The organism is Streptomyces sp. NPDC101234, from assembly GCF_044767525.1.
GTDB lineage: Bacteria > Actinomycetota > Actinomycetes > Streptomycetales > Streptomycetaceae > Streptomyces > Streptomyces sasae.
In genome coordinates this window covers 120189-146610 of sequence record NZ_JBIWOA010000002.1, presented here as the reverse complement: position 1 = coordinate 146610, position 26422 = coordinate 120189, and the positions used below count along the sequence as shown (strand labels likewise).

At 70.5% G+C, this 26422-nt stretch carries 21 protein-coding genes and 1 pseudogene; 8 read left to right on the top strand and 14 right to left on the bottom strand.

Annotated features, from left to right (window positions below; genetic code table 11):
• The first annotated feature begins 73 nt into the window (after positions 1–73).
• Positions 74–973, top strand: a complete 900-nt coding sequence (locus tag ACIRR9_RS03945; RefSeq protein WP_365340603.1) for a serine hydrolase — start codon at positions 74–76, stop codon at positions 971–973.
• Between the two features lie 135 nt (positions 974–1108).
• Positions 1109–1732, top strand: a pseudogene (locus ACIRR9_RS03940) (DNA-binding protein); the annotation flags it as partial.
• A 74-nt stretch (positions 1733–1806) separates the two neighbouring features.
• Here the strand turns inward: ACIRR9_RS03940 and ACIRR9_RS03935 are convergent.
• From ACIRR9_RS03935 to pdhA (ACIRR9_RS03925), 3 genes are read right to left on the bottom strand one after another with little or no spacing between them, the layout of a single operon-like run.
• Positions 1807–3198 carry a dihydrolipoamide acetyltransferase family protein gene (locus tag ACIRR9_RS03935; protein WP_403747244.1) on the bottom strand — a complete coding sequence of 464 codons (1392 nt, stop codon included), beginning with the start codon at positions 3196–3198 and terminating at the stop codon, positions 1807–1809.
• Between the two features lie 10 nt (positions 3199–3208).
• Entirely contained in the window at positions 3209–4186 is a 978-nt protein-coding gene (locus ACIRR9_RS03930; RefSeq protein ID WP_365340609.1) for an alpha-ketoacid dehydrogenase subunit beta, read from the bottom strand.
• Position 4187: 1 nt separating this feature from the next.
• Positions 4188–5405 (bottom strand): pyruvate dehydrogenase (acetyl-transferring) E1 component subunit alpha, encoded by a 1218-nt coding sequence (gene pdhA, locus ACIRR9_RS03925; protein WP_403747240.1) that lies wholly within the window; start codon positions 5403–5405, stop codon positions 4188–4190.
• Positions 5406–6051: 646 nt separating this feature from the next.
• Here pdhA (ACIRR9_RS03925) and ACIRR9_RS03920 point away from each other — a divergent pair.
• Positions 6052–7068 (top strand): phosphotransferase, encoded by a 1017-nt coding sequence (locus tag ACIRR9_RS03920; RefSeq protein WP_185149242.1) that lies wholly within the window; start codon positions 6052–6054, stop codon positions 7066–7068.
• A gap of 125 nt (positions 7069–7193) precedes the next feature.
• Here the strand turns inward: ACIRR9_RS03920 and ACIRR9_RS03915 are convergent, their stop codons facing one another.
• Complete coding sequence (locus ACIRR9_RS03915; protein ID WP_403747236.1) at positions 7194–8783, bottom strand: protein kinase; 1590 nt, start codon at positions 8781–8783, stop codon at positions 7194–7196.
• 319 nt (positions 8784–9102) lie between these two features.
• Between ACIRR9_RS03915 and ACIRR9_RS03910 the strand changes: the two genes are divergently transcribed.
• A complete protein-coding gene (locus ACIRR9_RS03910) occupies positions 9103–10737 on the top strand; it encodes a protein kinase (protein WP_403747234.1) in 1635 nt (544 codons plus the stop codon).
• A 117-nt stretch (positions 10738–10854) separates the two neighbouring features.
• Here ACIRR9_RS03910 and ACIRR9_RS03905 read toward each other — a convergent pair whose 3' ends face one another.
• Positions 10855–11394: a bacterial proteasome activator family protein gene (locus tag ACIRR9_RS03905; protein WP_403747231.1), complete on the bottom strand. Its 540-nt coding sequence runs from the start codon at positions 11392–11394 to the stop codon at positions 10855–10857.
• 188 nt (positions 11395–11582) lie between these two features.
• On the opposite strand from ACIRR9_RS03905, the gene ACIRR9_RS03900 reads away from it, so the two are divergent.
• The gene (locus tag ACIRR9_RS03900; protein ID WP_403747229.1) at positions 11583–12110 is read left to right on the top strand and encodes a hypothetical protein; all 528 of its coding nucleotides are present in this window, start codon (positions 11583–11585) and stop codon (positions 12108–12110) included.
• A gap of 100 nt (positions 12111–12210) precedes the next feature.
• Here ACIRR9_RS03900 and ACIRR9_RS03895 read toward each other — a convergent pair whose 3' ends face one another.
• A complete protein-coding gene (locus ACIRR9_RS03895) occupies positions 12211–13191 on the bottom strand; it encodes an NAD(P)H-quinone oxidoreductase (RefSeq protein WP_123975664.1) in 981 nt (326 codons plus the stop codon).
• 212 nt (positions 13192–13403) lie between these two features.
• Between ACIRR9_RS03895 and ACIRR9_RS03890 the strand changes: the two genes are divergently transcribed.
• Entirely contained in the window at positions 13404–13838 is a 435-nt protein-coding gene (locus ACIRR9_RS03890) for a hypothetical protein (RefSeq protein WP_403747226.1), read from the top strand.
• A 66-nt stretch (positions 13839–13904) separates the two neighbouring features.
• Here ACIRR9_RS03890 and ACIRR9_RS03885 read toward each other — a convergent pair whose 3' ends face one another.
• Positions 13905–14417: a hypothetical protein gene (locus ACIRR9_RS03885; protein WP_403747223.1), complete on the bottom strand. Its 513-nt coding sequence runs from the start codon at positions 14415–14417 to the stop codon at positions 13905–13907.
• A gap of 247 nt (positions 14418–14664) precedes the next feature.
• Here ACIRR9_RS03885 and ACIRR9_RS03880 point away from each other — a divergent pair, with 247 nt between their 5' ends.
• Positions 14665–17268: an ATP-binding protein gene (locus ACIRR9_RS03880; RefSeq protein ID WP_403747220.1), complete on the top strand. Its 2604-nt coding sequence runs from the start codon at positions 14665–14667 to the stop codon at positions 17266–17268.
• Positions 17269–17571: 303 nt separating this feature from the next.
• Here ACIRR9_RS03880 and ACIRR9_RS03875 read toward each other — a convergent pair whose 3' ends face one another.
• From ACIRR9_RS03875 to pdhA (ACIRR9_RS03855), 5 genes are all read right to left on the bottom strand, one after another.
• Positions 17572–18945 carry a molybdopterin molybdotransferase MoeA gene (locus tag ACIRR9_RS03875; protein WP_403747217.1) on the bottom strand — a complete coding sequence of 458 codons (1374 nt, stop codon included), beginning with the start codon at positions 18943–18945 and terminating at the stop codon, positions 17572–17574.
• Positions 18942–19886 (bottom strand): NTP transferase domain-containing protein, encoded by a 945-nt coding sequence (locus tag ACIRR9_RS03870; protein WP_403747215.1) that lies wholly within the window; start codon positions 19884–19886, stop codon positions 18942–18944. Before ACIRR9_RS03870 ends, ACIRR9_RS03875 begins: the two co-directional genes overlap by 4 nt.
• A 169-nt stretch (positions 19887–20055) precedes the next feature.
• Positions 20056–21384, bottom strand: coding sequence for a dihydrolipoamide acetyltransferase family protein (locus ACIRR9_RS03865; protein WP_403747213.1), 1329 nt, complete (start codon positions 21382–21384; stop codon positions 20056–20058).
• Complete coding sequence (locus ACIRR9_RS03860) at positions 21384–22388, bottom strand: alpha-ketoacid dehydrogenase subunit beta (protein ID WP_365340632.1); 1005 nt, start codon at positions 22386–22388, stop codon at positions 21384–21386. The genes ACIRR9_RS03865 and ACIRR9_RS03860 overlap by 1 nt, the downstream gene beginning before the upstream one ends.
• On the bottom strand, positions 22388–23533 hold the full coding sequence (gene pdhA / locus ACIRR9_RS03855; protein ID WP_403747210.1) for a pyruvate dehydrogenase (acetyl-transferring) E1 component subunit alpha: 1146 nt from the start codon (positions 23531–23533) through the stop codon (positions 22388–22390). Before pdhA (ACIRR9_RS03855) ends, ACIRR9_RS03860 begins: the two co-directional genes overlap by 1 nt.
• Before the next feature lie 171 nt (positions 23534–23704).
• Here pdhA (ACIRR9_RS03855) and ACIRR9_RS03850 point away from each other — a divergent pair, with 171 nt between their 5' ends.
• Positions 23705–24208, top strand: coding sequence for an Lrp/AsnC family transcriptional regulator (locus ACIRR9_RS03850; protein WP_403747208.1), 504 nt, complete (start codon positions 23705–23707; stop codon positions 24206–24208).
• Positions 24209–24210: 2 nt separating this feature from the next.
• On the opposite strand, the gene ACIRR9_RS03845 is transcribed toward ACIRR9_RS03850, so the two are convergent.
• Together ACIRR9_RS03845 and ACIRR9_RS03840 are read right to left on the bottom strand one after the other, a co-directional pair.
• The gene (locus ACIRR9_RS03845; protein WP_316771682.1) at positions 24211–24798 is read right to left on the bottom strand and encodes a TetR/AcrR family transcriptional regulator; all 588 of its coding nucleotides are present in this window, start codon (positions 24796–24798) and stop codon (positions 24211–24213) included.
• Positions 24795–26309 carry a 3-hydroxyacyl-CoA dehydrogenase gene (locus ACIRR9_RS03840; RefSeq protein ID WP_403747205.1) on the bottom strand — a complete coding sequence of 505 codons (1515 nt, stop codon included), beginning with the start codon at positions 26307–26309 and terminating at the stop codon, positions 24795–24797. Before ACIRR9_RS03840 ends, ACIRR9_RS03845 begins: the two co-directional genes overlap by 4 nt.
• Between the last annotated feature and the right edge of the window lie 113 nt (positions 26310–26422).

Sequence of the window (26422 nt, the reverse complement as noted above, 5' to 3'; positions counted from 1 at the left end):
GCCCCACCCGCTTTGGCACCCCCAACTCGGCCGCACTCTCAGGGGCATTACGACTCGACTCGGGGTATTTCACTTGATTACCGGTATTAAGGGCACCCGCCTCCGCAAGGCCGTCGCCGTCGCCGTCACGTCCGGCGCGATGCTCGCGACCGGCGCCCTCACCGCGGCACCCGCGCAGGCCGTCACCGCGCCCTCGATCGTGGCCAAGGGTGGCTACGTCATGAACAACGGGACCGCCAAGACGCTGTACACGAAGGCGGCGGACACCAAGCTGTCCACCGGCTCCACCACGAAGGTCATGACCGCCAAGGTCGTGCTCGCACAGTCGAACCTGAACCTCGACAAGAAGGTCACGATCCAGAAGGCGTACAGCGACTACATCGTCGCCAACACCGCCTCCTCGGCTCACCTGATCGTCGGCGACAAGGTCACCGTCCGCCAGCTCCTCTACGGGCTGATGCTGCCCTCCGGCTGCGACGCCGCCTACGCGCTCGCGGACACCTACGGCTCGGGCACCACCCGCGCCGCGCGCGTCTCCAACTTCGTCGCCAAGATGAACACCGCCGCGAAGAGCCTGGGTCTGACGCACACCCACTTCGACTCCTTCGACGGCATCGGCAACGGCAACAACTACTCGACGCCGCGCGACCTGACGAAGATCGCCAGCAGCGCGATGAAGAACGCCACGTTCCGCACGGTCGTCAAGACGAAGAGCTACACGGCGAAGACGATCACCAAGACCGGTTCCACCCGCACCATGGGTACCTGGACCAACACCAACACGCTGCTCTCCAGCTACAGCGGCGCGATCGGCATCAAGACCGGCTCCGGCCCCGAGGCCAAGTACTGCCTGGTCTTCGCCGCGACCCGCAACGGCAAGACGGTCATCGGCACCGTCCTCGCCTCCACGTCGATCACCCAGCGCGCGACGGACGCCACGAAGCTCCTGAACTACGGCTTCGCGACCAGCTGACACACCTCGCACCGAACCGACGAAGGCCCGCCGCAACGCTTGTCCGCGACGGGCCTTTGCCATACCCGGACGACCCGACGCAGCAGAACGCGGGTTCTTCCCTCGCATTCATGAACATCGAGGTATTTGGCTGTCAAGCCCGCCGCAGCTCCCTTCAAACAGTGGGCCGCCGAAGTGATCGCGACCGTCCATCAGGATGGCTCCTACTCTCTCGAAGAAGCCGAGGTGCAGCCGACCGACCCGGGCGCGCCCACCGCGTACATCGTGCCGGACCAGGTCACGGAGGCCGTAGTGCGACTTGAGGCTCACAACCTTGAGCTGGACGAGGAACTGAAGGGCGGACAGCGCGAATCGATCAGGCTGCAGAAGAAGATGCTGGCAACGCAGAAGGAGATGCTGGCCACACAGAAGGCCATGCTCCGGGCACTGGAACGCATTGCCGACCGGTTCGACGCCCTCGTCCTCGGTCTTCCGGCCCTCAGCGGCAATCACGTTCCGCCAACCATCCAAGCCGTGCTGGCCGACTGGCGGCGACGAGTACCAGAGACGGGTGATGTGTGGACCGTGGCCGTCGCCGTCGTCCCCGTCCTCGTCGAGCAGGACCAGCTGCGCGAGCCGCTCGAATCGAGCGCCGGCCGGACCGGCCTGACGGTGCACCGCGTCGACGAGTGTCTCCGGCTGCTGCGCAAGCACGCCTGTATCCGCTCACGGGGCGGAACGGAGGACGGGGCGCCGGTTTATGTGCTGAATCGGCCCTGACACGTCGTGAACGAAAGAGAGCGGGCGGTCGCAATCCGAAGTTGCGACCGTCCGCTCTCTTGACCTGACTGCCCTTACCCCCAGGTGATCAACCGCTTCGGCTGCTCCAGGATCGCCGCGATGTCGGCGAGGACCTTCGAGCCGAGCTCGCCGTCGACCAGTCGGTGGTCGAAGCTCAGTGCCAGTGTGGTCACCTGACGTGGCTTCACCTTGCCCTTGTGGACCCAGGGCTGGAGCTTGATCGCGCCGACCGCGAGGATCGCCGCCTCGCCCGGGTTGAGGATCGGCGTGCCCGTGTCGATGCCGAAGACGCCGACGTTGGTGATGGTCACCGTGCCGCCCTGCATCGCGGCGGGCGAGGTCTTGCCGTCCCGGGCGGTGGCCACCAGCTCACCGAGGGACTCCGCCAGCTGCGGCAGCGTCTTCGCGTGGGCGTCCTTGATGTTCGGGACGATCAGGCCGCGCGGGGTGGCCGCGGCGATGCCCAGGTTGACGTAGTGCTTGAGCACGATCTCCTGGTTCGCCTCGTCCCAGGACGCGTTGATGTCCGGGTTGCGCCTGATGGCGACCAGCAGGGCCTTGGCGATGAGCAGGAGCGGGTTCACCCGGAGGCCCTGCAGGTCCTTGTCCTGCTTCAGCTCCTCCACCAGCTTCATCGTGCGCGTCACGTCCACCGTCACGAACTCCGTGACATGCGGCGCCGTGAACGCTGACCCGACCATCGCCGCCGCCGTCGCCTTGCGGACACCCTTGATGGGGACACGGGTCTCGCGGGCGGTGTCGTACGAGGCGACGGGGGCCACCGGAGCGACGGGAGCGACCGGGGCCGGCGCCGCCGGCTCGGGCACGGCCACCGCCGCGTGCACGTCCTCGCGCGTGATGATGCCGTCGGGGCCGGACGGGGTCACCGTGGCCAGGTCGACGCCCAGGTCCTTCGCCAGCTTGCGCACCGGCGGCTTGGCCAGCGGACGGGGGAGTTCCGCCAGGGCTTCCGCGGGGGCGGGCGCGTGGCTGTGGCCGTTCAGTTCGGTCTGGATCGACGCCTGGACCGCCACCTCGGTGACCGTGATCTCCGGGCCCTTGCGCGGACGGCGCTTGGTGGAGGAGGCCGCCACTCCGTAGCCGACGAGGACCGGCTGGCGGCCCTCCGGCTTCTTCTCCGGCTCCGGCTCCGGGGCCGCGGCCGGCTCTTCGCCCGGGGCGCCGCCCGCCACGTACACCGTGATGATCGCCATGCCCACGTCCACCGTGGTGCCCTCGGCGAAGCGGAGTTCGCGGACCACACCGTCGTAGGGGATGGGGAGCTCGACGGCCGCCTTCGCCGTCTCGACCTCGCACACCACCTGGCCGTCGGTGACCGTGTCGCCGGGCTGGACGTACCACTTGAGGATCTCGGCCTCGGTGAGTCCCTCGCCCACGTCCGGCATCTTGAACTCGCGTACGGACGCTTCCGTCATCGTCGTCACGACCCTCTCCTCAGTACGCCAGGGCACGGTCGACGGTGTCGAGCACCCGGTCCAGGCCCGGAAGGTACTCCTCCTCCAGGCGGGCCGGCGGATAGGGGGCGTGGTAGCCGCCCACCCGGAGTACCGGGGCCTCCAGGTGGTAGAAGCAGCGCTCGGTGATACGGGCGGCGATCTCCGCGCCGGAGCCGAAGAACACGGGCGCCTCGTGGACGACGACCAGGCGGCGGGTCTTCTCGACCGAGGCCTGGATGGAGTCGAAGTCGAGCGGGCTGACCGAGCGCAGGTCCAGGACCTCCAGGGACTTGCCCTCCTCGGCGGCCGCGTCGGCGGCCTCCTGGCAGAGCTTCACCATCGGGCCGTAGGCGGCCAGGGTGAGGTCGGTGCCCTCGCGGACCACGCGTGCCTTGTGCAGCGGGCCGGGGATGGCCTCGGTGTTGACCTCGCCCTTGTCCCAGTAGCGGCGCTTGGGCTCGAAGAAGATCACCGGGTCGTCGCTCTGGATGGCCTGCTGCATCATCCAGTACGCGTCGGAGGCGTTGGAAGGGCTGACGATCTTCAGTCCGGCCACGTGCGCGAAGAGTGCCTCGGGGGACTCGGAGTGGTGCTCGACCGCGCCGATGCCGCCGCCGTAGGGGATGCGGACGACGACCGGCATCTTCACCTTGCCCAGCGAGCGGGCGTGCATCTTCGCGAGCTGGGTGACGATCTGGTCGTAGGCCGGGAAGACGAAGCCGTCGAACTGGATCTCCACCACCGGGCGGTAGCCGCGCAGGGCGAGGCCGATCGCGGTGCCGACGATGCCGGACTCCGCGAGGGGGGTGTCGATGACGCGGCTGTCGCCGAAGTCCTTCTGGAGGCCGTCGGTGACGCGGAAGACGCCGCCGAGCTTGCCGACGTCCTCGCCCATGATGAGGACCTTGGGGTCCGTCTCCAGGGCGCGGCGCAGCGACTCGTTGATCGCCTTGGCGAGTGCCATCTTCTCCGCCATCTCAGTTACCCCCCTCTACGTCAGCGAACGTCGCCTGGTAGGCGGCGAACTGGGCTCGTTCCTCGTCGACGAGCGCGTGCCCGTCCGCGTACACGTTCTCGAAGATGGCGAAGTTGTCCGGGTCCGGCATGGCTCGCACCGCTTCGCGCACTCGCCTGCCCAACGCCTCGGACTCGGCCTCGAGTTCCGCGAAAAATCCCTCGTCCGCGTGGTTTGAGGCCTCCAGGTAGCGGCGAAGGCGCAGGATCGGGTCCTTGGCCTCCCAGGCCTCGCGCTCCTCGTCGGCCCGGTACTTGGTGGGGTCGTCGGAGGTGGTGTGGGCGCCCATCCGGTAGGTGTACGCCTCGACGAGCGTCGGTCCCTCGCCGCTGCGGGCGCGCTCCAGCGCCCACTTGGTGACCGCGAGGCAGGCCAGCACGTCGTTGCCGTCGACGCGGACGCCGGGGAAGCCGAACCCCTGGGCGCGCTGGTAGAGCGGGACGCGGGTCTGCTTCTCGGTCGGCTCGGAGATCGCCCACTGGTTGTTCTGGCAGAAGAACACCACCGGGGCGTTGTAGACCGCGGAGAAGGTGAACGATTCGGCGACGTCGCCCTGGCTGGACGCGCCGTCGCCGAAGTAGGCGATCACCGCGCTGTCCGCGCCGTCCTTGGCGACGCCCATCGCGTAGCCGGTGGCGTGCAGCGTCTGGGAGCCGATGACGATCGTGTAGAGGTGGAAGTTGTTGCTGTTGGGGTCCCAGCCGCCGTGGTTGACGCCGCGGAACATGCCCAGCAGGTTGGTCGGGTCGACCCCGCGGCACCAGGCGACGCCGTGCTCGCGGTAGGTCGGGAAGACGTAGTCGTCCTCGCGGGTGGCACGCCCGGAACCGATCTGGGCGGCTTCCTGGCCGAGCAAAGACGCCCACAGGCCCAGTTCACCCTGCCGCTGCAGGGCGGTGGCCTCGGCGTCGAAGCGGCGGGTGAGCACCATGTCGCGGTACAGGCCGCGCAGCTCGTCGGGGGTGATCCCGGCGACGTAGGCGTCGTACTCGGCGTTCTTGACCCGCTTGCCCTCGGGGGTCAGCAACTGCACGAGCTCGGGATCGGCGCTCTTCTTCGAGGTGGTGCGCGCGGTGGTACGAGTGGTGGTGCGCTTGGTGCCGGTCTTGCTGCCGGTGGTACCGGCCTTGCCTGCGGCGCTGCGTCGCGGTTCGCTCGCGGCACTGCTGTCCACGGTCACGTGTGCTCCTCCGTCGGTCCGGCCCCCGGGGTTGCCGGGTGAACCAGTGCGGCTCACCTGCTTCCGACACCCGTGGCACGGGGTGTGTGCCACTCGGCCGGGAACAGGCGTGACAGGTGCCCCGGCGAGCGCCCTGCAACAAGCACGTTACCCAGTGCCCCACATTTCTGTGAAACCCCTCCTGACCTGCGTTTTTGCTTGGAAATCCAAGTACTTTTTGCTTGGGTTTCCTAGTAAATCGGCGCGGGTCGGAAGCTAGCTGGTCAGAGCCTTGCAGGAGGCCGGAGCAACGGCACGTTATCCCGCCGGACCGGGCGACGGGAAGACTTCGCATGCAAGACCGACGTCGCCCGCGGTGAAGGAAAAATCACCGCATTCCCGCTCGACGCCCATGAGGCCGCCCGCCGGGGCGCCCGCGCATTCCGGCCACCCGGCCCGGCACCGGGACCCGGGGTGCGCCGAGCGCTCCGCCGCGACCCTACGCCCGGGAGCGCACCACCGGGTGCGCCTTCCGTACTTGCGCACGCCACGGACCATCGCGTGACCGAAAGCGACCATCAGCGACTGCCTGTGACAACGCGCAGCTCACAGGCCCGCGGCTTGCCCTAGCATCTGGCGCGTGCCGCGCTCTTGTGTACTACCCCTCGTGCCTCACGCGCCCCCTCTGGGCGCTCTGCTCCGGCTGTACGCCGCCGGTTCCGCGCTCGCCTGCGAGCCCGTGGAGCAGGGCCTGCTCAACCGCGGCTATCGCCTCTGCACGACCCGTGGCAGCTACTTCCTCAAGCACCACTTCGACCCGGACACCGCCGACCCCGCCGCCATCGAACGCCGCCACCGGGCCACCGAGCGGCTGGCCGCCCTCGGCGTCCCGGTCGCCCCGCCGCTGGCCCACCGCGAGGGCCGTACGGTCGCCGTGGTCGGCGGCCACGCCTACGCCCTGCACCCCTGGATCGACGGCCGGCACCGGCATGGCGGACAGCTCACGCGCGGGGAGTGTGCGCGGCTCGGCGCGCTCCTGGGTGCCGTGCACGCCTGTCTGGAGCGCGTGATGCCGCCCAAGGGGCGCACCCGCCCCGCCACCAGCCCCCATCCCGTCGAGAGCGCCGACCCTGCCGACACCTTCGCGCTCATCGACGACCTGCTCGCCCACGTCAGCCGCCATCGCCCCGCCGACGCCTTCGACGAACTGGCCCGCCACCGGCTCCTCGAACGCCGTGCGCTCCTGGAGCAGCACACCGGACGCCGCCCCCCGCCAGGTGGTTCGGTGGGCTGGGTGCACGGCGACTTCCACCCGTTCAACCTGCTCTACAAGGACGACGCGCCCGCCGCGATCGTCGACTGGGACCGGCTCGGGGTGCAGCCCCGCGCTGAGGAGGCCGTACGCGCCGCCGCGATCTTCTTCGTCCGCCCGGCGGGCGCGCTCGACCTGCGCAAGGTGCGGGCGTACGCGCGCGCGTACCGGCGCGCGGCCGGGGCCACACCCTCCGAGCTCGCGGCGGCCGTGCATCGCGTGTGGTGGGAGCGGCTCAACGACTTCTGGATGCTGCGCTGGCACTACGAGCGCGGCGACACCCGCGCGGACTGCCAGTTCCCGGCCGCCTCGGCGCTCGCCGTGTGGTGGACCAGGGAGTACGACGCGGTGTGCGACGCGTTCACGGCCTGACACCGGTAGTACACGTTCACGGCCTGACACCGGCAGGCCAAAAGGGAAGAGGGAAGGAAGAAGGCGCCCCCCGATGACCGGAGGGCGCCTTCTCAGTTGCCGAGGGGCGTGGTCGTCGGTGTCCTTCAACCGCCGCCCAGGCCGGTGTTGCCGGCGATCGTGCCGGCGTTGTCCCCGCCGCTGTCGCCCGTGCCCGTCGGGTCGGAGGGCTGCGTGTCGGGCGAGCTCGCGGTGTCGGTGGGCTGCGAGACGCTCGCCGTGTCGCTCGGCTTGTCGCTCGGCTCGCTGCTCTGCGCCTGGGTGTGGCTGTACGTCGGGGTCGGCGACGACGTGTACCCGCCGTTGTTGTTGGTGTCCGAGCCGCTCGTGTCGGTCTCGGTGTCCGTGGCCGTGTCGCTCGCCTCGTCGGACGGGCTCGCGCTGGGCGTCTCGTCCTTGGCGGTCTGCGAGACCGTCGGCGACTGTGACGTCCCCGCGCCGCCGCCGTTGCCCCCAGTCCCCTGGTTCAGCGCCAGCGCGACACCCGCCGCGATGGCGATCACCGCGAGGACGGCGAGGATCCACAGCTTGCCGCGGCCGCTGCCCGTGTTGCCGTGTCCCTCGAAGCCGCCGTCGTCGCCGTTCCCGTAGCCGGTCGGCAGTATCGGCTGCGGGATCTGCGTGGTCCCGGCGGGGTTCATCGGGCTGGCCATCACGGTCGTACCGGCGAAGCCGCCCGACGGGGTGTGCCGGCCGTCGTGCACGGTGACCGGGCCGGTGTTCCAGGTACCGGTGTGGCTGCCCTGCTCGTACAGCATCTGCAGGCCGTACTGGACCAGGCCGCGCATCTCCTCGGCGGTCTGGAAACGGTCGTCGGGCTCCTTGGCGAGCGAGCGCATGACCAGGCCGTCCAGCTCCGGCGGGGCCGCGCCCTCGGAGGTCTGGGACGGCGGCACCGGGATGTCCTGGACATGCTGGTAGACCACCGACAGCGGGGTCTCGCCGATGAACGGCGGGCGCAGCGAGAGGAGTTCGTAGAGCAGACAACCGGTGGCGTACAGGTCGGAACGATGGTCGACGGCCTTGCCGAGGGCCTGCTCAGGGGAGAGGTACTGGGGCGTGCCCATGACCATGCCGGTCTGCGTCATCGTCGTGGACGCGCCGTGCAGGGCGCGCGCGATGCCGAAGTCCATCACCTTGACGGAACCGGTCTGGGTGATGATCACGTTGGCCGGTTTGATGTCGCGGTGCACGATGCCGTGCTGGTGCGAGTAGGCGAGCGCCTCCAGCACCCCGGAGACGATGGTCAGGGCCTGCTCCGGGCCCGGCGCCTCCGCGTTGATCAGCAGGTCGCGGATGGTGTGGCCCTCGACCAGCTCCATCACGATGTACGGCACCGACTGACCGCCGACGACGTCCTCGCCGGAGTCGTACACCGCCACGATCGCGTGATGGTTGAGCCCGGCGACCGACTGTGCCTCGCGGGTGAAGCGGGCCTTGGAGACCGGGTCCTCGGCGAGGTCGGCGCGCAGCAGCTTGACGGCCACGGTCCGGCCCAGCCGGATGTCCTCGGCCGCGAACACCTCGGCCATGCCGCCCCGGCCGAGCCGGTGGGTCAGCCGGTACCGGCCGTCGCCGACCAGCCCTCCGTTGCCCCACATCTCCGGCGTGTCTGACATGCCGCCGCCAGTCGCCTCGGGGTCGGACGGGCCCTGGGCGCTGTGCGTCTGTGCCATCGGTCCTCGCCGTCGTTTCTGCCCGCGGTGCGCGCGGTGTTGTCACGGTCTCCGTCGGCCACGCTACAGCCTCCGCGCAACCCGCAGGTCCGGGATCCGGCCCGTGGACGGACCGGCCATCAAACCCGCACCACTCGCCGCCGTGCAAATTCCGTGTACCGGAGGTACGGCGGCTGTAACGCTTCCGCGAGTCTTCTTTCGCGTACGGTCACGGAACGGGCACCGCGCTTGACGTGTCAGTGCCCTGGGGCAGACTTGGCCGGGAATGAGACATTCGATCAACAAGGGTGCCTGAAATGCCGGGCGGGGGACGGGGAAAATGAGCCAGGACGGCACACACGGCCGTTACGCGGGGCGGGCTCTGGCCGGTGGCCGCTACCAGCTGCGCGACCTGCTCGGCGAGGGCGGCATGGCCTCCGTGCACCTGGCGTACGACACGGTCCTGGACCGTCAGGTCGCGATCAAGACCCTGCACACCGAACTCGGCCGGGAACAGGCCTTCCGCGAGCGCTTCCGCCGCGAGGCCCAGGCAGTGGCCAAGCTCACGCACACCAATATCGTCTCCGTCTTCGACACGGGCGAGGACGAGGTGGACGGCTCGACGATGCCGTACATCGTCATGGAGTACGTCGAGGGCCGCCCGCTCGGCTCGGTGCTGGAGGAGGACATACGGCAGTTCGGCGCGATGCCCGCCGACAAGGCGCTGAAGATCACCGCCGATGTGCTGGCCGCCCTGGAGATCAGCCACGAAATGGGCCTGGTCCACCGCGACATCAAGCCCGGCAACGTGATGACGACCAAGCGTGGGGTCGTCAAGGTGATGGACTTCGGCATCGCCCGGGCCATGCAGTCCGGGGTCACCTCGATGACCCAGACCGGCATGGTCGTCGGCACCCCGCAGTATCTGTCGCCGGAGCAGGCGCTGGGCCGGGGCGTGGACGCCCGCTCCGACCTCTACTCGGTCGGCATCATGCTGTTCCAGCTGGTCACCGGGCGGCTGCCGTTCGACGCGGACTCACCGCTGGCGATCGCCTACGCGCATGTCCAGGAGGAGCCGGTGGCCCCCTCCTCGATCAACCGTTCGCTTCCCCCGGCCGTGGACGCGCTGGTCGCCCGCGCCCTGAAGAAGAACCCGAACGAGCGCTTCCCGACCGCCGAGTCCATGCGCGACGAGTGCCTGCGGGTGGCCGCCTCCCTGCAGCCGGCCCCGCCGAGCATCGTCCCGGGCGTCCCGCGGACGCAGAGCGGCTCCGGGGTCGGCTCCGCGGTGTTCCCGCCGGTCGGCCAGGCGACGCCGGCGCCTCCCGGGCCGGTACAGACGCCGTACCAGCCGAATCCGGCCCCGAATCCGTACGGGACCCCGGCTCCTTCACCCGCGTACGGCTATCCGCAGCAGGCGGGCTACCAGACACCGGCCGGCTACGCCCAGCCCGCGCCGTCCACCCCGCCGCCGTACACCATCGCCGCGCAGTCGCCGTCCTTGGGCGGAGGCGGGAAGAGCAACCGGCCGGTGGTCGTCGGGTCGATCGCCGTGTCACTGGTCGCGGTGATCGGACTGATCGTCGCGCTGGCGATCAACAACGGCGGCGGAGACGACACCGGGAGCACCGGCGGTGGCGACAGCACCGCGAGCGCCTCGGCCTCGCACGCGTCGGGCTACCGCGGGCCCGACACCTCGAAGACCGTCGAGACGACCGAGTGCACCGAGCCCGAGGAGTCCTACAACGACCCGAACAAGGTGCGGGTCCCGGACTTCAAGTTCAAGTACATCAAGTCGGTCAAGGCGTGCTTCCAGGCCGCCGGATGGCGCATGAAGATCACTTACGTGGACGAGAACACGTACGGCGACGGCACGATCATGGACGAGTTCCCGTCCGCCGGCACGGACGTCGATCCGAAGAACGTGCCGACCATCGAACTCAAGGTGTCGACGGGCAACCCGCCGACCGGCTGAGACGCGCGGACGCGAGCGGACGTGCGCGGACGTGACAAGGGCCCGGCGGTCGCGCCGGGCCCTTTCGCCTGCTACGGGTTCTGGAGGTCCTGGAGGCCTCGGAGGCCCCGCAAGGTCCTAGAGGTACGGTCCGCCGGCCCGGCCGGCCGGGCCGTGCTCGTCGCCCTCGTGACCGACGCCCGGTGGCAGCGCACGGCGCATCTGCTCCAGCTGGGCGCGGGCGGCCATCTGCTGGGCGAACAGGGTCGTCTGGATCCCGTGGAAGAGCCCCTCCAGCCAGCCCACCAACTGGGCCTGCGCGATCCGCAGTTCCGCGTCGGACGGAGTCGAGTTCTCGGTGAAGGGCAGCGAGAGCCGCTCCAGCTCCTCCACCAGCTCCGGCGCCAGACCGTCCTCCAGCTCCTTCACGGAGCTGGCGTGGATCTCCTTGAGCCGGACCCGGCTGGCCTCGTCGAGGGGAGCCGCTCGCACCTCCTCCAGGAGCTGCTTGATCATGCTGCCGATCCGCATGACCTTGGCGGGCTGTTCCACCATCTCCGTCACCGGGATCTCGCGGGAGTCCTCGTCCCCATTGCCGCCACCGAGCGCCATCCCGTCCTGGCCCACGACCAGGATCTGGGGATTCTCGGGCGACCGTTCGTTCCTCGGCATCTCCATGCCGCCATTCTCTCGCACGCGTACACCTCACCACCGTGGTGCCCCCCGTTGGAGCTGATCCACCTTTCCAAGCCGCCCCGGACCGGTCGTAGACCCATCGGACCAACGAGAAATGACGGTTTTGCCATTAAATGTGAAGCTGGTGTGCGTCGACCCTGACGACAACCGTGCTCCAGGAGGTCACCGACGTGACTCCAAGGCTGCAATTCCTTCCCGACGGCGTACGGCTCACGCCGGTCCGTCTGCTGCTCGTGCTCGCGACGATCCTGCTGCCGTGCGACACGGCCGTCGCATACGGTCCAGATCCCCAGTCCTCGGACTCCGCCCGCGCCTCGGCCACCCCCGCTCCGTCCCGGGCCGGGACCCTGGCAGGTGAGGGCCGGACACGGCCGGGACGGCCCCAGGGACCGGCGGTGAAGGTCGAGGGACAGGACCCGGACGGGGACGAGGACGGCACCGACGAGGAGACGGCGACGGAGCCGGCGGAGATCGGTGCCGAGAGCCCGGGCGCCGCCTCCACGCAGCCGCCCCGGGAGGCCGACTTGGTGCCGCCCACCCAGTCCCAGCAGGCACGGCCCGCCCAGCAGGCCGTCACCCACACCCAGGACGGCGACAGCGAGCCCGTGCTGCAGATCCTTCCGCTGGGCAGCGGCCTGGTCCTGATCGGCCTCGGACTCGGCCTGGCCTTCATCGGTCTGCGGGTGCGGCGGAGCTAGGGGCCGACGACCGGCGGGTGCGGTGGGGCGACGGCTTGCGGGGACGACGGGGGGACGGCCTGCGGGTGCGACGGGGCGACGGCCTGCGGGTGCGGCGGGGCTATGGGGCGACGAGGAGGACCTTGCCGATGTGCTCGCTCGCCTCCACCACCCGCTGCGCCTGTGCCGCCTCCGCCATCGGCAGCTCCCGGTCGACGACCGGACGGACGTGGCCCTGGGCGATCAGCGGCCACACGTGCTCCCGCGCGGCCGCGACGATGGCCGCCTTCTCGGCGAGCGGACGGGCGCGCAGCGAGGTCGCGCTGACCGCGGCCCGCTTGCCGAGCAGCGCACCGATGTTCAGCTCACCCTTGGCACCGCCCTGCAGACCGATGATCGCGAGCCGCCCGTTGACGGCGAGGGCCTGCACGTTCCGGTCCAGGTACTTGGCGCCCATGTTGTCGAGGATGACGTCGGCACCCGCGCCGGCCGTGGCCTGCTTCACCTCGGCGACGAAGTCCTGCTCACGGTAGTTGACCAGGATGTCCGCGCCGAGCTCGGCACAGAAGTCCAGCTTCTCCTTCGTACCCGCGGTGACCGCGACCTTGGCCCCGATCGCCCGGCCCAGCTGGATCGCCATGGTGCCGATACCGCTGGAGCCGCCGTGCACGAGCAGCGTCTCGCCCGGGCGCAGATGGGAAATCATGAAGACGTTCGACCAGACCGTGCAGACCACCTCGGGCAGCGCGGCGGCCTGCCTGAGGTCCAGCCCCTCCGGCACCGGCAGCAGCTGCCCGGCCGGGACGGCGACCTTCTGGGCGTAACCGCCGCCCGCGAGCAGCGCGCACACCTCGTCGCCGACCGACCAGCCGGAGACACCGGGGCCGAGCGCGGCAATCCGCCCGGAGCACTCCAGACCGGGATAGGGAGACGCGCCCGGCGGCGGGTCGTAGAAGCCCTGCCGTTGCATGATGTCGGCGCGGTTGACCGCACTGGCCACCACCTCGACCAGCACCTCGCCCTCGCCGGGTACGGGATCGGGGACCTCGTCCCACACCAGCGCCTCGGGCCCACCAGGTTCGGGAATCGTGATCGCATGCATACCGCGACGCTACTCTCCGTCCGGCCGCCGCGGCTCCCTCGACCACACCCTCGACTCTTCTCACACACGCTGATGGTCGCGTCACGGATTCTGAGGCTGTACGGGGGAAAAGGCGGCGACTGCCGCGTGCCTAGTAATCATTCAAAGCCTGACGTCGCCATCCTGTTCATTAAAGCCAAGATTCCACACAGGGACGACGAAAGGTCGATCGAGTGAAGCTCACCAAGCGGCTTGCCACCATCAGCACCGCTGCGACGGCGGCGATTCTCATCAGCGCCGGTGGCGCCCAGGCGCAAAGCGCCGGCGGATCCATCCCGCTTCTGGACAACATTCCACTCCTGCGGGTCCTCCAACCGACTGGATTCGCCGGGCTGCGCGACGCGGCGACCGGAACCCAAAGCACCAACAATGACAACAACAATAACAACGCCACCGGCGGCCCGAACAACAACAATAACAACAACTCGGGCAGGACGAACAACAACAATAACAACAACAACGGCGACACACCGACCCAAGGTGACGGGGGGATCGTCCCGCTTCTGGGGAAGTCGCTTTTCAACTTCCAGGTCTGCTATCCGACAGGCCAGCACGGAGCCGTGAACAAGTTCCGCGGAAATCAGAACATCAACTGCCACCAAAGCTGAGGGCGGTACACCGAACCAGTCCGGCGGCCGCGTGGATCTGCACCACCGGCCGCCAGACTCTGAACTTCACCCGTTGTTGTTGTTATTGTTGTTGTTGTTCCCACCTCCGCCATTGTTGTTGTTATTGTTGTTGTTGTTCCCGCCCCCGCCGTTGTTATTGTTGTTGTTGTTGTTGTTCCCGCCTCCACCGTTGTTGTTGTTATTGTTGTTGTTGTTCCCGCCCCCGCCGTTGTTATTGTTGTTGTTATTGTTGTTCCCGCCTCCACCGTTGTTGTTATTGTTGTTATTGTTGTTGTTCCGGCCTCCGTTGTTGTTGTTGTTATTGTTGTTGTTCCGGCCTCCGTTGTTGTTGTTGTTGTTATTGTTGTTGTTGTTCCGGCCTCCGTTGTTATTGTTGTTGTTATTGTTGTTGTTGTGGTGCTTGTTGCCGTGGCCTCCACCGTTGTCACTCGGCACCACGGCGTGAACGCCGGTGGGCGTCGGGGCGGCGAAGGCGGTGGAAGGCGCCAGGGCGCCTCCTGCGGCCAGTGCGGCCGATGCGGTCAGTACCGCTGTGCGTTTTGCGATCTTCTTGATCATGACGATTCCTTCTCGATGCGAGGGACCGTTTCGATTCGCGGCCCAATTCGGACGGCGGAGAACAACTTCACGTGTCTCATTCGCGAAACACGGGCCTCCGCAATCTCTCCTGGAATCGTGCCCTGCCGTGGACGGGGGCACATCGGGCGGAGACCCCAAATTGCACCCGGCGTACCCCACATCTCAGCCTCGGAACCCCGGCCGGATCTTTTGCGCAGCTCCGGCCACAGGCGGAAACTTGCTGGTAATGAACCTGCTAGAGCGAGAGGCTTTGCTCCAGGACCTCACCAGCCACCTGCAGGATGCCGTGAGCGGCCCTGGACGTCTGGCCCTTGTGCGCGGCGAGGCCGGTATCGGGAAGACCACCGTGGTCAACCGTCTGGCTCAGCTGGCCGATCCCCACATCCGGATCCTGGTCGGCGCCTGTGACCCGCTGGCCGTACCCCGCCCCCTGGGCCCCCTGATGGATCTGGCCCCTCGCCTGGGCCAGGCGGCACGCACCGTCCTTGCCGGGGCCCTGGCGGGTACCTGCCGTCCCGACGAGGTCTTCGACTGCCTGCTGGCCGACCTGAACGCCTACCCCAGCCTGCTGGTCGTGGAGGACGTCCACTGGGCCGATGAGGCCACGATGGACCTGCTGCGACACCTGGCCCGGCGGCTGCCCAGCGTTCCGGCGTTGGTGGTGGCCACCTACCGGGACGATGAGATCGGCCGCACCCACGACCTGACCGCTCTCCTCGGCACCCTGGCCGCTTATCCCTGGGTGTGCCGCCACGACCTGGCCCCGCTGAGCCGTGGGGCTGTGGGCCGACTGGCTGCCGGACACGCCGTGGACGCCGAGCAGGTGTACCACGTCTCCGGCGGCAACCCTTTCATCGTCACCCAGATCCTGGCCGCCCCTGCCGAGTTCATCCCGGCCACCGTGCGCGAGGCCGTCGCCGGCCGCCTGGCCGGCCTGACGGCCACGGCTCGCCGGGCCGTCGACGTGCTGGCCGTCCTGGGGCGCCGGGTCGCACTGCCGTTGTTGGCCAGCGTGCTGCCGGGCCTGGAGGAGACGCTCGACGAGGCCGTGGCCGCTGGAATCGTGCGAACCGACGGTCAGGTGACCGAGTTCCGCCACGAGCTGACCCGGCTGGCGGTGCTCGAGTCCGTTCCCGCCGCTCACCGTCTGCAGGTGCACCGGCAGGTGCTGGCGGCGATGCGGTCCCGCCCGATCGCCGCGGATGACCTGGCACTGCTGGCCGATCATGCCGAAGGTGCCGGGGATCCGGTTGCCGTCCTGGAGTACGCGCCCGACGCGGCCACCCACGCTGCCGCGTCGGGGGCACACCGGGAGGCGGCCGCGCAGTACGCCCGCGCCCTGCGGTACGCCGACCGTCTGCCGACCGACCGACGGACCGACCTGCTGGAGGGCCATGCGCAGGCATGTCTCCTGTCCAGTCAGCTGGACGAGGGGATCGCTTCCGGCCGCAGGGCGGTCAAGCTGCGCCGTGCGCTGGGCGACCGGCGGCACGAAGGGGACGACCTGCGCTGGCTGTCGTGCTGGCTGTGGCTGATCGGGCGGACTGCCGAGGCCAGACGCACCGGCCAGGCAGCCGTGCGGGTGCTCGAAGGCCTGGAGCCGGGCCGGGAGCTGGCCAGGGCATACCTGAACCTCTGCCAACTGGCCTGCTACGAACATGAGCCGGTGGCGGTGACCGCCGCCTACGCCGAGAAGGCGATCGCTCTGGGTGAGCGCTTCGGCGATGCGGGGGCCGTCGTCCAGGCCCGCTTCCATGCCTCGGCGGCACGCATGTTGGACCAGGGGGCCGGCTGGGAGAACTGCGAAAAGGCGGTGTCCAGCGCGATGGCGCAGGATCTGCCGGAGGACGCGGGTCTTCTGGCGCTCATCATGTCCTGGTTCACGGTGCTGCAGGGTGATGCCGACCGGACCGCGGCGGCCGTGGACCGGGCGGAGGCGTACTGCCTGGATCACGGACTGCTGTCCTACCTGCTGTGCACAAGGGCCTGGAACAGCTGGGGGCTGCTGAACCGGGGCCGGTGCGCCGAGGCCGCCGATACCGCGCAGAACGTCCTGTCCCACCCCGGCTCGCCACCGGTGGTCCGGTCCCTGGCCCTGACCGTGCTGGGTCTGGTGCGGGCCCGCCAGGGCAAGGCTCAGGTCTGGCAACTGCTGGAGCAGGCGGCGAGCCTCGTCGACCCCGACTGTCTGCTGGACACGGGCCTGGGGTGGGAGGCCCGGGTCGAGACGGCCTGGCTGCTCGGTGACCACGAACTGGTGCAGGCAGAGGCAGAACGCGGTCTGGACGCGTTGGCGAATCGTGGCCACCCCTGGTTGTCCGGGCCCCTGGCCTGCTGGGTCCGCCGCGTCGGAGGAGTGCCGCCGCCCGTGGCCGCGGCAGGACCCTACGCGCTGGAGCTGGCCGGCGACTGGGCCGGCGCCGCGGCCCAGTGGGACGGACTCGGCTGCCCGTACCACGCCGCGCTGGTCCGCCTGTCCGGCGACGCGTCCGCGTTGCACCAGGCGTTGGCCACCTTCGAGGCCCTCGGGGCCCGGGCGGCCGTGGGGCGCACCCGCGCCATGATGCGTTCCCGCGGTGTCCGCCCGATCCGGCGCGGCCCGCGGGCGGCCACCCGGTCCAACCCGTACGGGCTGACCATCCGGGAAATGGACGTCCTCAAGCTGCTGCACGAGGGCTTGTCGGACGCCGAGATCGCCGCCCGTCTCTATATCGCGCCCAAGACCGCTGGGCATCACGTGGGCGCGGTACTGGCCAAACTCGGCGTCCACACGCGCCAGGAAGCCGCCCGGAAAGTCCACGATTCCGATCACACGCAACCGCACGGGTGATGAGAATGCAGAGATCAGCATTCCGGAGCATCAGCCTCATAGCCGCGCTCACCTGCTGTGCGGTGTTTGGCGCACAGGGCGCGTCAAGCACCGAGGCATCCCCGAAGTCGGCCCTTCAGTGTTACGCGACACACCGCAGCCCGAACACGATCGTGTGCTACCAGAAGTCCTGGAAGGCCGAGTTCAGACACGGCGACATGGTCTACGTCCCCATTCTCATCCAGGTGCCGACCCCTTCACGTCCGCCGTCCGTGGTGATCGTCGGCAGTCTGGACGACATTCACCCGTGACGGCCCGGACGTTTCACGTGAAACACACCCCGATACCCGCGGTCGCCCACGGCAGGTCAAGCAGTTCCGTCTCCTCACCCCGCTGTGCCCCGCCCGGCGGTACGACCGCGAGTGCGTCGGCAGCGGCGATGCCACGGAGCATCGCCGGGCCGTTGTAGTGCAGCGGAACGGCGGCGTCACCCCGCAGGACAACCGGGATGAGCCGGGTGTCGTACGGGTGGCCGTGCGTCGTCTCCGCCAGCGGCACTGTGTACGGCTCGGGGGCCGGGTGGGCCGCGAGGGTGCGCAGCAGGGGTTCGGCGAGGGTGAGCAGGCCGGAGACGGCGGCGAGGGGGTTGCCGGGGAGGCCGACGAGGTGCTGGTTCTGCTTGATACGGGCCAGCAGCATGGGATGACCGGGCCGCACCTGGACGCCGTCGACGAGGAGTTCGGCGCCGACGCGCTCCAGCGTGGGGTGGACATGGTCCACCGGACCGGAGGCGGTACCGCCCGTGGTGACGACGAGATCGGCCGTGGACGAGGTGATCGCCCGGTACAGGGCCTTGGCGTCGTCGCCGATCCTGCGTACGGCGGTCACCTCGGCTCCGAGTGCCCGCAGCCAGGGCGGCAGCATCGGGCCGAGCGCATCCCGGATGAGTCCTTCGCGCGGAAGCCCTTCGGTCAGCAACTCGTCGCCCAGGACCAGGACTTCGGCGCGGGGCCGGGGGACGGCGGTGACGGTGTCGTACCCCGCCGCCGCGGCGAGGCCGAGGACCGCCGGGGTGACCAGGGTGCCGACGGGCAGCAGCTGGTCACCGGTACGGCATTCCTGGCCGCGCGGGCGGATGTCCTGGCCGTGGTCGGTCTCTCGGGTGGGATGCAGCCGTCCCTGGGGGTCGATGCGGCCGTGCTCGCTGCGGAGCACGGCGGTGGTGTCCGCCGGCACCCGGGCGCCGGTGGCGATCCGGACCGCCTCGCCGTCGGTGAGCGGCTCGGGCTGCGCATGCCCGGCCAGTACGCCCTGCTCGCGCACCTGCCAGGGGCCGGGGCCCGCGACTGCCCAGCCGTCCATGGCGGAGGTGTCGAAGGAGGGCAGGTCGGTGAGTGCGTCCAGCGGGGCGGCGAGGGTCAGTCCGAGGGCACCCGTGAGCGGCACGGAGACGGGGGCCCGGCGGGCGCCGGAGCGGGCGGCACGGGCGGCGATCTCGCGGGCCCGGGGCCAGGGGGTGGCGCGGTGGCGGTGCGCCGACCGGCCGCCGGAGGCGTGCTCGCCGTGGGAGGCGGGCGCGGGGGGAGCGCCCTCTCGGGGTTGTCGGGGCTCTCTCACGAGGGCGAGCGCCTCCTCGACGTCGAGATCGTCGTCGGTGTCCATGGGGGTCGCGCCGGCCCGGATCCCGGGGGCCGTCACCGGCCGGGCCCGGGGTCGGGGGTGTCGGAGGCCGGCTCGGCGGAGCCGGGTTCACCGGAAGCGGGCTGCTCCGGAGCCGGCTGCTGCTGGGGAGAGTTCGCCTCTTCCTCCCAGCGCAGGGCCAGCGCGACGGCCTTGCGGGCCGCCTCGGCGACCGCCTCGGGTCCGCCCTTGCCCTGCGCTGCCGCGTAGCCGACGAGGAACGTGGTCAGCGGAGCGGCCGGGCGGGCCACACCGTGCGCGGCGTCCCGGGCCAGATCGAGCAGGACGCGGGTGTCGACGTCCAGGTCGATGCCCAGCTCGTCCTTGACTGCGGAGATCCATTCATCCAACACGTGTCCATGCTCCCTGATGCGTGCCCTGGCGTCGGCGATGTCGTCCCAGGTGTCGCAGTCGAAGGACGCGAGCGGGTCCGGGACGCGGGTGATGTTCAGTGCGGCGGTCAGGCGCCGAAGGGGGAGGCCGGTGAGGCCGCGGTCGCCTTCGGCCAGAGCGGACAGCGCGTGGCGCAGTGCGGCTGTGCGGTGGGCCGCGACGAGGGGCTGGTCCCTGCCGTCGGCGTCGGTGAGCAGCGCGGCGTCCGCGCCGGAGGTGTGCAGGGCCGACAACAGGCGCCCCACCGTTGGCTCTTCGAGGAACGGGAGGTCGGCGGAGAGTACGACCGCGTAGTCGGCGGTGGTGTGGCGCAGGCCGGCGTCGAGGGCGGCGACCGGGCCGCCGCCCGGGGGGGCCTCGCGGGTCCAGTGAACCGGGCGCGAGGTGGGGCGGGGGGTGGCCACGACGACGGTCCGCCGCGCGCCGGCGCAGGCCGCGAGGACCCGGTCGAGCAGGGGGCGGCCGCCGACCCTGACGGACGGCTTGTCGGCCCCGCCGAGCCGCTTCGCGGCGCCGCCGGCCAGCACGATCGCGTCGTAGGGCTGCGGCGGCTCGGTGTCGGTCACCTTTCGAGTATGGGGTGCGTTCTGATCACGGGGAACAGAGAGGGCATGGTGCGCCCAAGGGGGTGGGGCTGTGTGCAGGTGCGCGCGTGCGGGTGGTCGGTGGCTGGTCGCGCCCACGCGGCGGAGCCGCATATCGATACAGCCCCGCGCCCCTCACGGGGCGCCACAGCTAGAGCGTCCTGAGAAGTACCGTCGGGTTTTCCACGCAGTCGGCCACGTAGCGCAGGAAGCCGCCTGCTGTGCCGCCGTCGCAGACCCGGTGGTCGAAGGTGAGGGACAGCTGGACGACTTGGCGGACCGCCAGCTCGCCCTCGTGGACCCATGGCTTCGGGACGATGCGGCCCACTCCCAGCATCGCCGCCTCGGGGTGGTTGATGATCGGGGTGGAGCCGTCGACGCCGAAGACGCCGTAGTTGTTCAACGTGAAGGTGCCGCCGGTGAGTTCCGCCGGGGTCAGGGCTCCGGCGTGGGCGGACTCGGTGAGGCGGGCGAACTCCGCCGTGAGGGACTCGGCGTCGCGGGTGTGGGCGTCCCGGACCACCGGGACGACCAGGCCCCGCTCGGTCTGGGCGGCGAAGCCCAGGTGGACCTGGTCGAGCTGGACGATCTCGCGGGCCTCGACGTCGACGTAGGAGTTCAGCTCGGGGTGACGGGCCAGGGCCGCGGTGCAGATCCGGGCGAGGAGCGCGAGGAGGGAGATCTTCGGGCCCGCCGTCGCGTTCATCGCGGTCCGCGCGCGCATCAGCTCCGTCGCGTCGGCGTCCACCCAGCAGGTCGCGTCGGGGATCTCCCGGCGGCTGCGGGAGAGTTTGTCGGCGACCACGCCCCGGATGCCCTTGAGGGGTGTGCGGGTGCCCGCGGATCCGGGCGGTGCGGTCCTGGCGCCCGCGCGGGCCGCGTTGGCGCGCAGTGCGTCCTCGACGTCGGCGCGGAGGATGAGCCCTTCGGGGCCCGAGCCCTCCAGCCGGCGCAGGTCGAGGCCGTTGTCGCGGGCCAGGCGGCGCACCAGCGGGGAGATCACCGGGGCAGGGCCGTCGGTGAGCGCGGCGGGCGGTACGGGCACGCGCGGGTGGGTCGCCGCTTCCGGCGCGGCGACCTGGTGCGGCCGTTCCGGAACGGTGCTCCGGGCGGCCGTGCCGTTGGCCCGCTCCGGGGCGGACGTACGGACTCGTCGGCGGCGCGCCGGGGGCGTGCCCGTGCCGTAGCCCACCAGGACGTTGCCGGAGCCCTCCGCCTCGGGGACCGTGGCCGCCTCGCCGACGGCGACCGTCAGCAGCGGGGCGCCGACGGGCAGTTCGGTGCCCTCCTCGCCGAAGCGGGCGGTGACCACACCGCCGTAGGGGCAGGGAACCTCGACCATCGCCTTGGCCGTCTCGACCTCGACGACCGGCTGGTCGATCGCGACGACCTCGCCGACCTGGACCAGCCAGGTGACGATCACCGCCTCGGTGAGCCCCTCCCCGAGGTCGGGCAGTTTGAACTCCAGCACCTGTGCCATCAGCCCTCGGCCTCCCACTGCAGACGCGCCACCGCGTCCAGGATGCGGTCCACACCGGGCAGGTGGTGACGCTCCAGCATCGGCGGCGGGTAGGGAATGTCGAACCCGGCCACGCGCAGCACCGGCGCCTCCAGGTGGTGGAAGCAGCGCTCCGTGACCCGGGCCGCGATCTCCCCTCCCGGTCCGCCGAAGCCGCCCGACTCGTGTACGACGACCGCTCGCCCGGTGCGCCGTACCGAGGCGCAGACCGTCTCGTCGTCGAACGGCACCAGGGAGCGCAGGTCGACGACTTCCAGGTCCCAGCCCTCCGCCTGGCCGGCCTCGGCGGCTTCGAGGCAGACCGGTACGGACGGGCCGTAGGTGATGAGCGTGGCGCTGCGCCCTGTGCGGCGCACCACCGCGCGGCCGATGGGTTCAACGTCCGTCGGATGCTCGGGGTTCCAGGAGTCCTTGGACCAGTACAGCCGCTTGGGTTCGAGGAAGACGACCGGGTCGTCGGAGGCGATGGACCGGCGCAGCAGGCCGTAGGCGTCGGCGACGGTGGCGGGGGTGACGACGTACAGGCCGGGGGTGGCCATGTAGTAGGCCTCGGAGGAGTCGCTGTGGTGCTCGACGCCGCCGATGCCGCCGCCGTAGGGCACACGGACGGTGATCGGGAGGGGCATCCTGCCGCGGGTGCGGTTGCGCATCCGGGAGACATGGCTGATGAGCTGCTCGAAGGCGGGGTAGGCGAAGGCGTCGAACTGCATCTCCACGACCGGGCGCAGTCCGTACATCGCCATGCCCACCGCCGTGCCGAGGATGCCGGCCTCCGCGAGGGGGGTGTCGGTGCAGCGGGTCTCGCCGAACTCCTTGGCGAGGCCGTCGGTGACCCGGAAGACGCCGCCGAGGGCGCCGACGTCCTCGCCCATGACATGCACGGACGGGTCGGCGGCCATCGCGTCGCGCAGCGCGCGGGTGAGGGCCTGGGCCATGGTGGCGGGCTTGACGGCGACGGTGGTCATCAGTGGCCGCCTTCCCGCCGGTCGTCCTGCGCGGCTTCCAGCTCGGCCCGCAACATGGCGCGCTGTTCGCGCAGTTGCCCGGTGGTCTCGGCGTAGACCTGGTCGAAGAGGTCCATGGGGTCGAGTTCCGGGTCGCGGTTCATACGCTCGCGCAGGTCCGCGGCCATGGTCTCGGCGTCCTCGCGCGCCCGGCGCACGATGTCCTCGTCGAGGAGCCCGCGGTCGGTCAGCTCGCGCTCAAGCAGCAGGATCGGGTCGTGGTCCCGCCAGGCGTCGACCTCGGCGTCACCCCGGTAGCGGGTGGCGTCGTCGGCGTTGGTGTGGGCCTCGATGCGGTAGGTCACCGCCTCGACCAGGGTGGGTCCGCCGCCCTCGCGCGCGTGCCGTACGGCGTCGGAGAGGACCTCGTGCACGGCGGCCGCGTCGTTGCCGTCGACCAGGCGGCCCGGCATGCCGTAGCCGACGGCCTTGTGGGCCAGGGAGGGGGCGGCGGTCTGCTTGGCGAGCGGGACGGAGATGGCGAAGCCGTTGTTCTGGACCAGGAAGACGACCGGGGCCTGCCAGACGGCGGCGAAGTTCAGCGCCTCGTGGAAGTCGCCCTCGCTGGTGCCGCCGTCGCCGACCATGGCGAGCGCGACCACGTCGTCCCCCTTGAGGCGGGCCGCATGGGCGAGGCCCACGGCGTGCGGGAGCTGGGTGGCGAGCGGGGTGGAGAGCGGGGCCACCCGGTGGGCGTAGGGGTCGTAGCCCGTGTGCCAGTCGCCGCGCAGCAGGGTGAGCGCCTCGACGGGGTCCACGCCCCGGGCGATCACCGCGAGGGTGTCGCGGTAGCTGGGGAAGAGCCAGTCCCGCTCCTGGAGGGCGAGGGCGGCGGCGACCTCGCAGGCCTCCTGGCCGGTGCTGGAGGGGTAGACGGCGAGCCGGCCCTGTTTGGTGAGGGCGGTGGCCTGTGCGTTGTACCTGCGGCCGCGCACGAGCTGGGTGTACAGCCGGCGCAGCAGCTCGGGGTCGGCCTTGGCGACCGCCTCCGTGCCGAGGACACGGTACGGACGCTCGTCGGGCAGCAGCGGCGCGGGGTCCGTCCGGGGCTGCCAGGCGGGCGGCGGCGACGGACGGTACGCGCCGCGCTGCTCCATGACCGTCATGACGGCACCTCCTCATGGGGGTACGGGAGACGGATCGGCTGTGACCCGTCCCACCTACCGATTGTTCGGTCGTCGGCACATTTTGGCTACAGGCACCTTCAGGCTGTGGACAAACGGTTCTCCACAACCTGGAATGAACGCAGTACGTCCACGGCAGGAAGGCGGGGGGACATGGCTCCTGAACAAATGGCCGAGGGCCCGCAGGATCGCACGGCCCTGCCCCCCGCGCGCCCGCTGGACGCCATCGATCAGGACATCCTGCAGATCCTCCAGGCGGACGGCCGAGCGTCGATACGGTCGGTCGCCGAACGCGTCCATGTCTCGCGCGCCAACGCCTACGCGCGTATCAACCGTCTCATCGAGGACGGGGTGATCCGCGGTTTCGGGGCCCGGGTGGACCACGAGCGGGCGGGCCAGGGCACCTCGGCGTACATCACGCTGAAGATCGTCCAGAACACCTGGCGCACGGTCCGGGAGCAGCTGCGCCAGCTGCCCGGGGCCTCCCACATCGCCCTGGTGGGCGGCGACTTCGACGTCCTGCTGCTCGTGCACACGCCCGACAACAAGGCGCTGCGCGAGCTGGTGCTGACCCGGCTCCAGGCCATCCCCGAGGTGCTCAGCACCCGCACGCTGCTGGTGTTCGAGGAGGAGGACCTGGAGCCGGACGACGACTGACGTCAGTGTGCGCGCAGGCCCGTGAAGGCCAGCCGCACCACGGCGTCGGCGACCTCGCGCTCGCTCGCGCCGCGCCCGTCCGGGCGGTACCACTCGACGACCGAGTTGACCATGCCGAAGACCAGCCGGGTCGCGAGCCGCACTTCGACGTCGCCGCGTATGTCCCCCTCGGCGGCCGCCGCCTTCAGCAGCTCGGCCACCCGGTGGTCGAAGTCCCGGCGCCGCTCCAGCGCCCACCGCTCGGTGTCGGTGTTGCCGCGCACCCGCAGCAGCAGCGTCACATAGGGCAGTTCGGTGACCAGCACCTCGACCATGCGCCGTACGACGTGCTCCAGACGGTCGGCGGCGGGGCCCACGCGCGCGTGCTCCTCGTCGAGGATCCCGAACAAACCGTCCAGCGCCCGGCTGACCGCGCGGCGCAGCAGCTCCTCCTTGCCCGAGACGTGGTGGTAGATCGACGACTTGGAGATGCCGGCCGCCTTGGAGAGGTGCTCCATGGAGGTGCCGTCGTAGCCGCGCTCGTTGAAGACCTGGACGGCCACCGAGAGCAGGGTCTCGGGGGTGTAGGTGTCACGCTTGGCGGTGGTCATGAGGCGCCCTCCCGCTTCTCGGTGGCGTAGGCGTGCCGGTAGAGCGCGAGGGAGGGCGCGTAGCGGCCGCTGGGATCACGCAGATGCAGGTCGTCGAGGAGGTCATAGGCGAAGTCGCGGCCGAGGCGGCGGCTCCACTCGAAGGGGCCGAGCGGGTAGTTGACGCCCAGGCGCATCGCGGTGTCGATGTCCTCCTCGGTGGCCACGCCCTTGGCGACGGCGTCGTGCGCCAGGTCGACGATCCGGGCGACCGTCCGGGCGACGATCATGCCGGGCACGTCGCCGATGACGCTGACCTGCTTGCCGAGCGCCTGGAAGAGGCCGATGGCCTCGCTGAGCGTCTGGGGCAGGGTGTCGTGTCCCGCGGACAGGGCGATACGGGTGGCGCGGCGGTAGTCGAGGGCGAGGTCGAAGTAGACGACGTCCCGGAACTCCACCGACGTCTGGCCGTCGGTGAGCACCAGCTGGCCGCCGCTGGGCAGGACGAGGCGGGTGCCGTGGTCCTCGTCCTCCTCACGGACCTGGATGCCCGCCTCGCGGATCAACGGCAGCAGCTCGGCCGCCGGGCCCAGACCGCCCTCGGCGACGACGTAGGCGGGCGGCCGGGCCGGCTCGGCGGTGAGCGGTTCGGAGCGCTCCTCGCCGTCCGCGTAGTCGTACCAGCCGTGCCCGGTCTTGCGGCCGAGCCGGCCGGACTCGACCAGTCGGCGCTGGGCGAGGGAGGGCGTGAAGCGTACGTCCTGGAAGAAGGCCTGCCACACGGAGTGCGTGACGGACTCGTTGACGTCCTGGCCGATCAGGTCGGTCAGTTCGAAGGCGCCCATCCGGAAGCCGCCGCTCTCCCGCAGCACCGCGTCGATGGTGGCCGGGTCGGCGGCCTGCGCCTCGTAGACCGCGAACGCCTCGGCGTAGAAGGGCCGCGCGATGCGGTTGACGATGAAGCCGGGGGTGTCCGCGCTGGCGACCGGCGTCTTGCCCCAGGCGCGGGCGGTTTCGTACGCGCGCGTGGCCGACGTGACGTCGGTGGCGAACCCGGAGACCACCTCCACCAGCGGCATCAGCGGAGCCGGGTTGAAGAAGTGCAGGCCCACCAGCCGGGCGGCACCCCGCAGGCCTCCGCCGATGGCCGTCACCGACAGGGAGGACGTGTTGGTGGCGAACAGACAGTCCTCGCCGACGATGTCCTCCAGGGCGCGGAACAGCTCCTGCTTGACGTCCAGGCGCTCCAGGACGGCCTCCACGACCAGGGCGCAGTCCGCGAACTCTGTGAGCTCCTCGGCGGGAAGCAGCCGCTCGCGGGCCGCGTCCCTGGCGGCAGCCGTCATCCGGTCCTTCTCGACGAGCCGGTCGAGGCGGGCGCCGATCGCCGCGGCCGCGTCCCGGGCCCGCCCGGGGACGGCGTCGTACAGCCGTACGGCATGGCCCGCGACGAGTGCGACCTGGGCGATGCCCTGGCCCATGGTGCCGGTGCCGACGACTCCCACGGGGCTGCTGAGGTCGATTGCTGTCATGTGCGCGATCCTCCCGCACGGGGTTTTCCACAGATGCGGCAGGCCCCCTTGTCCCGACCGATCGTTCGGTTACTCTAACTCTGTCCGGCTGTTTCTGCCCAGGTCATGAGCTC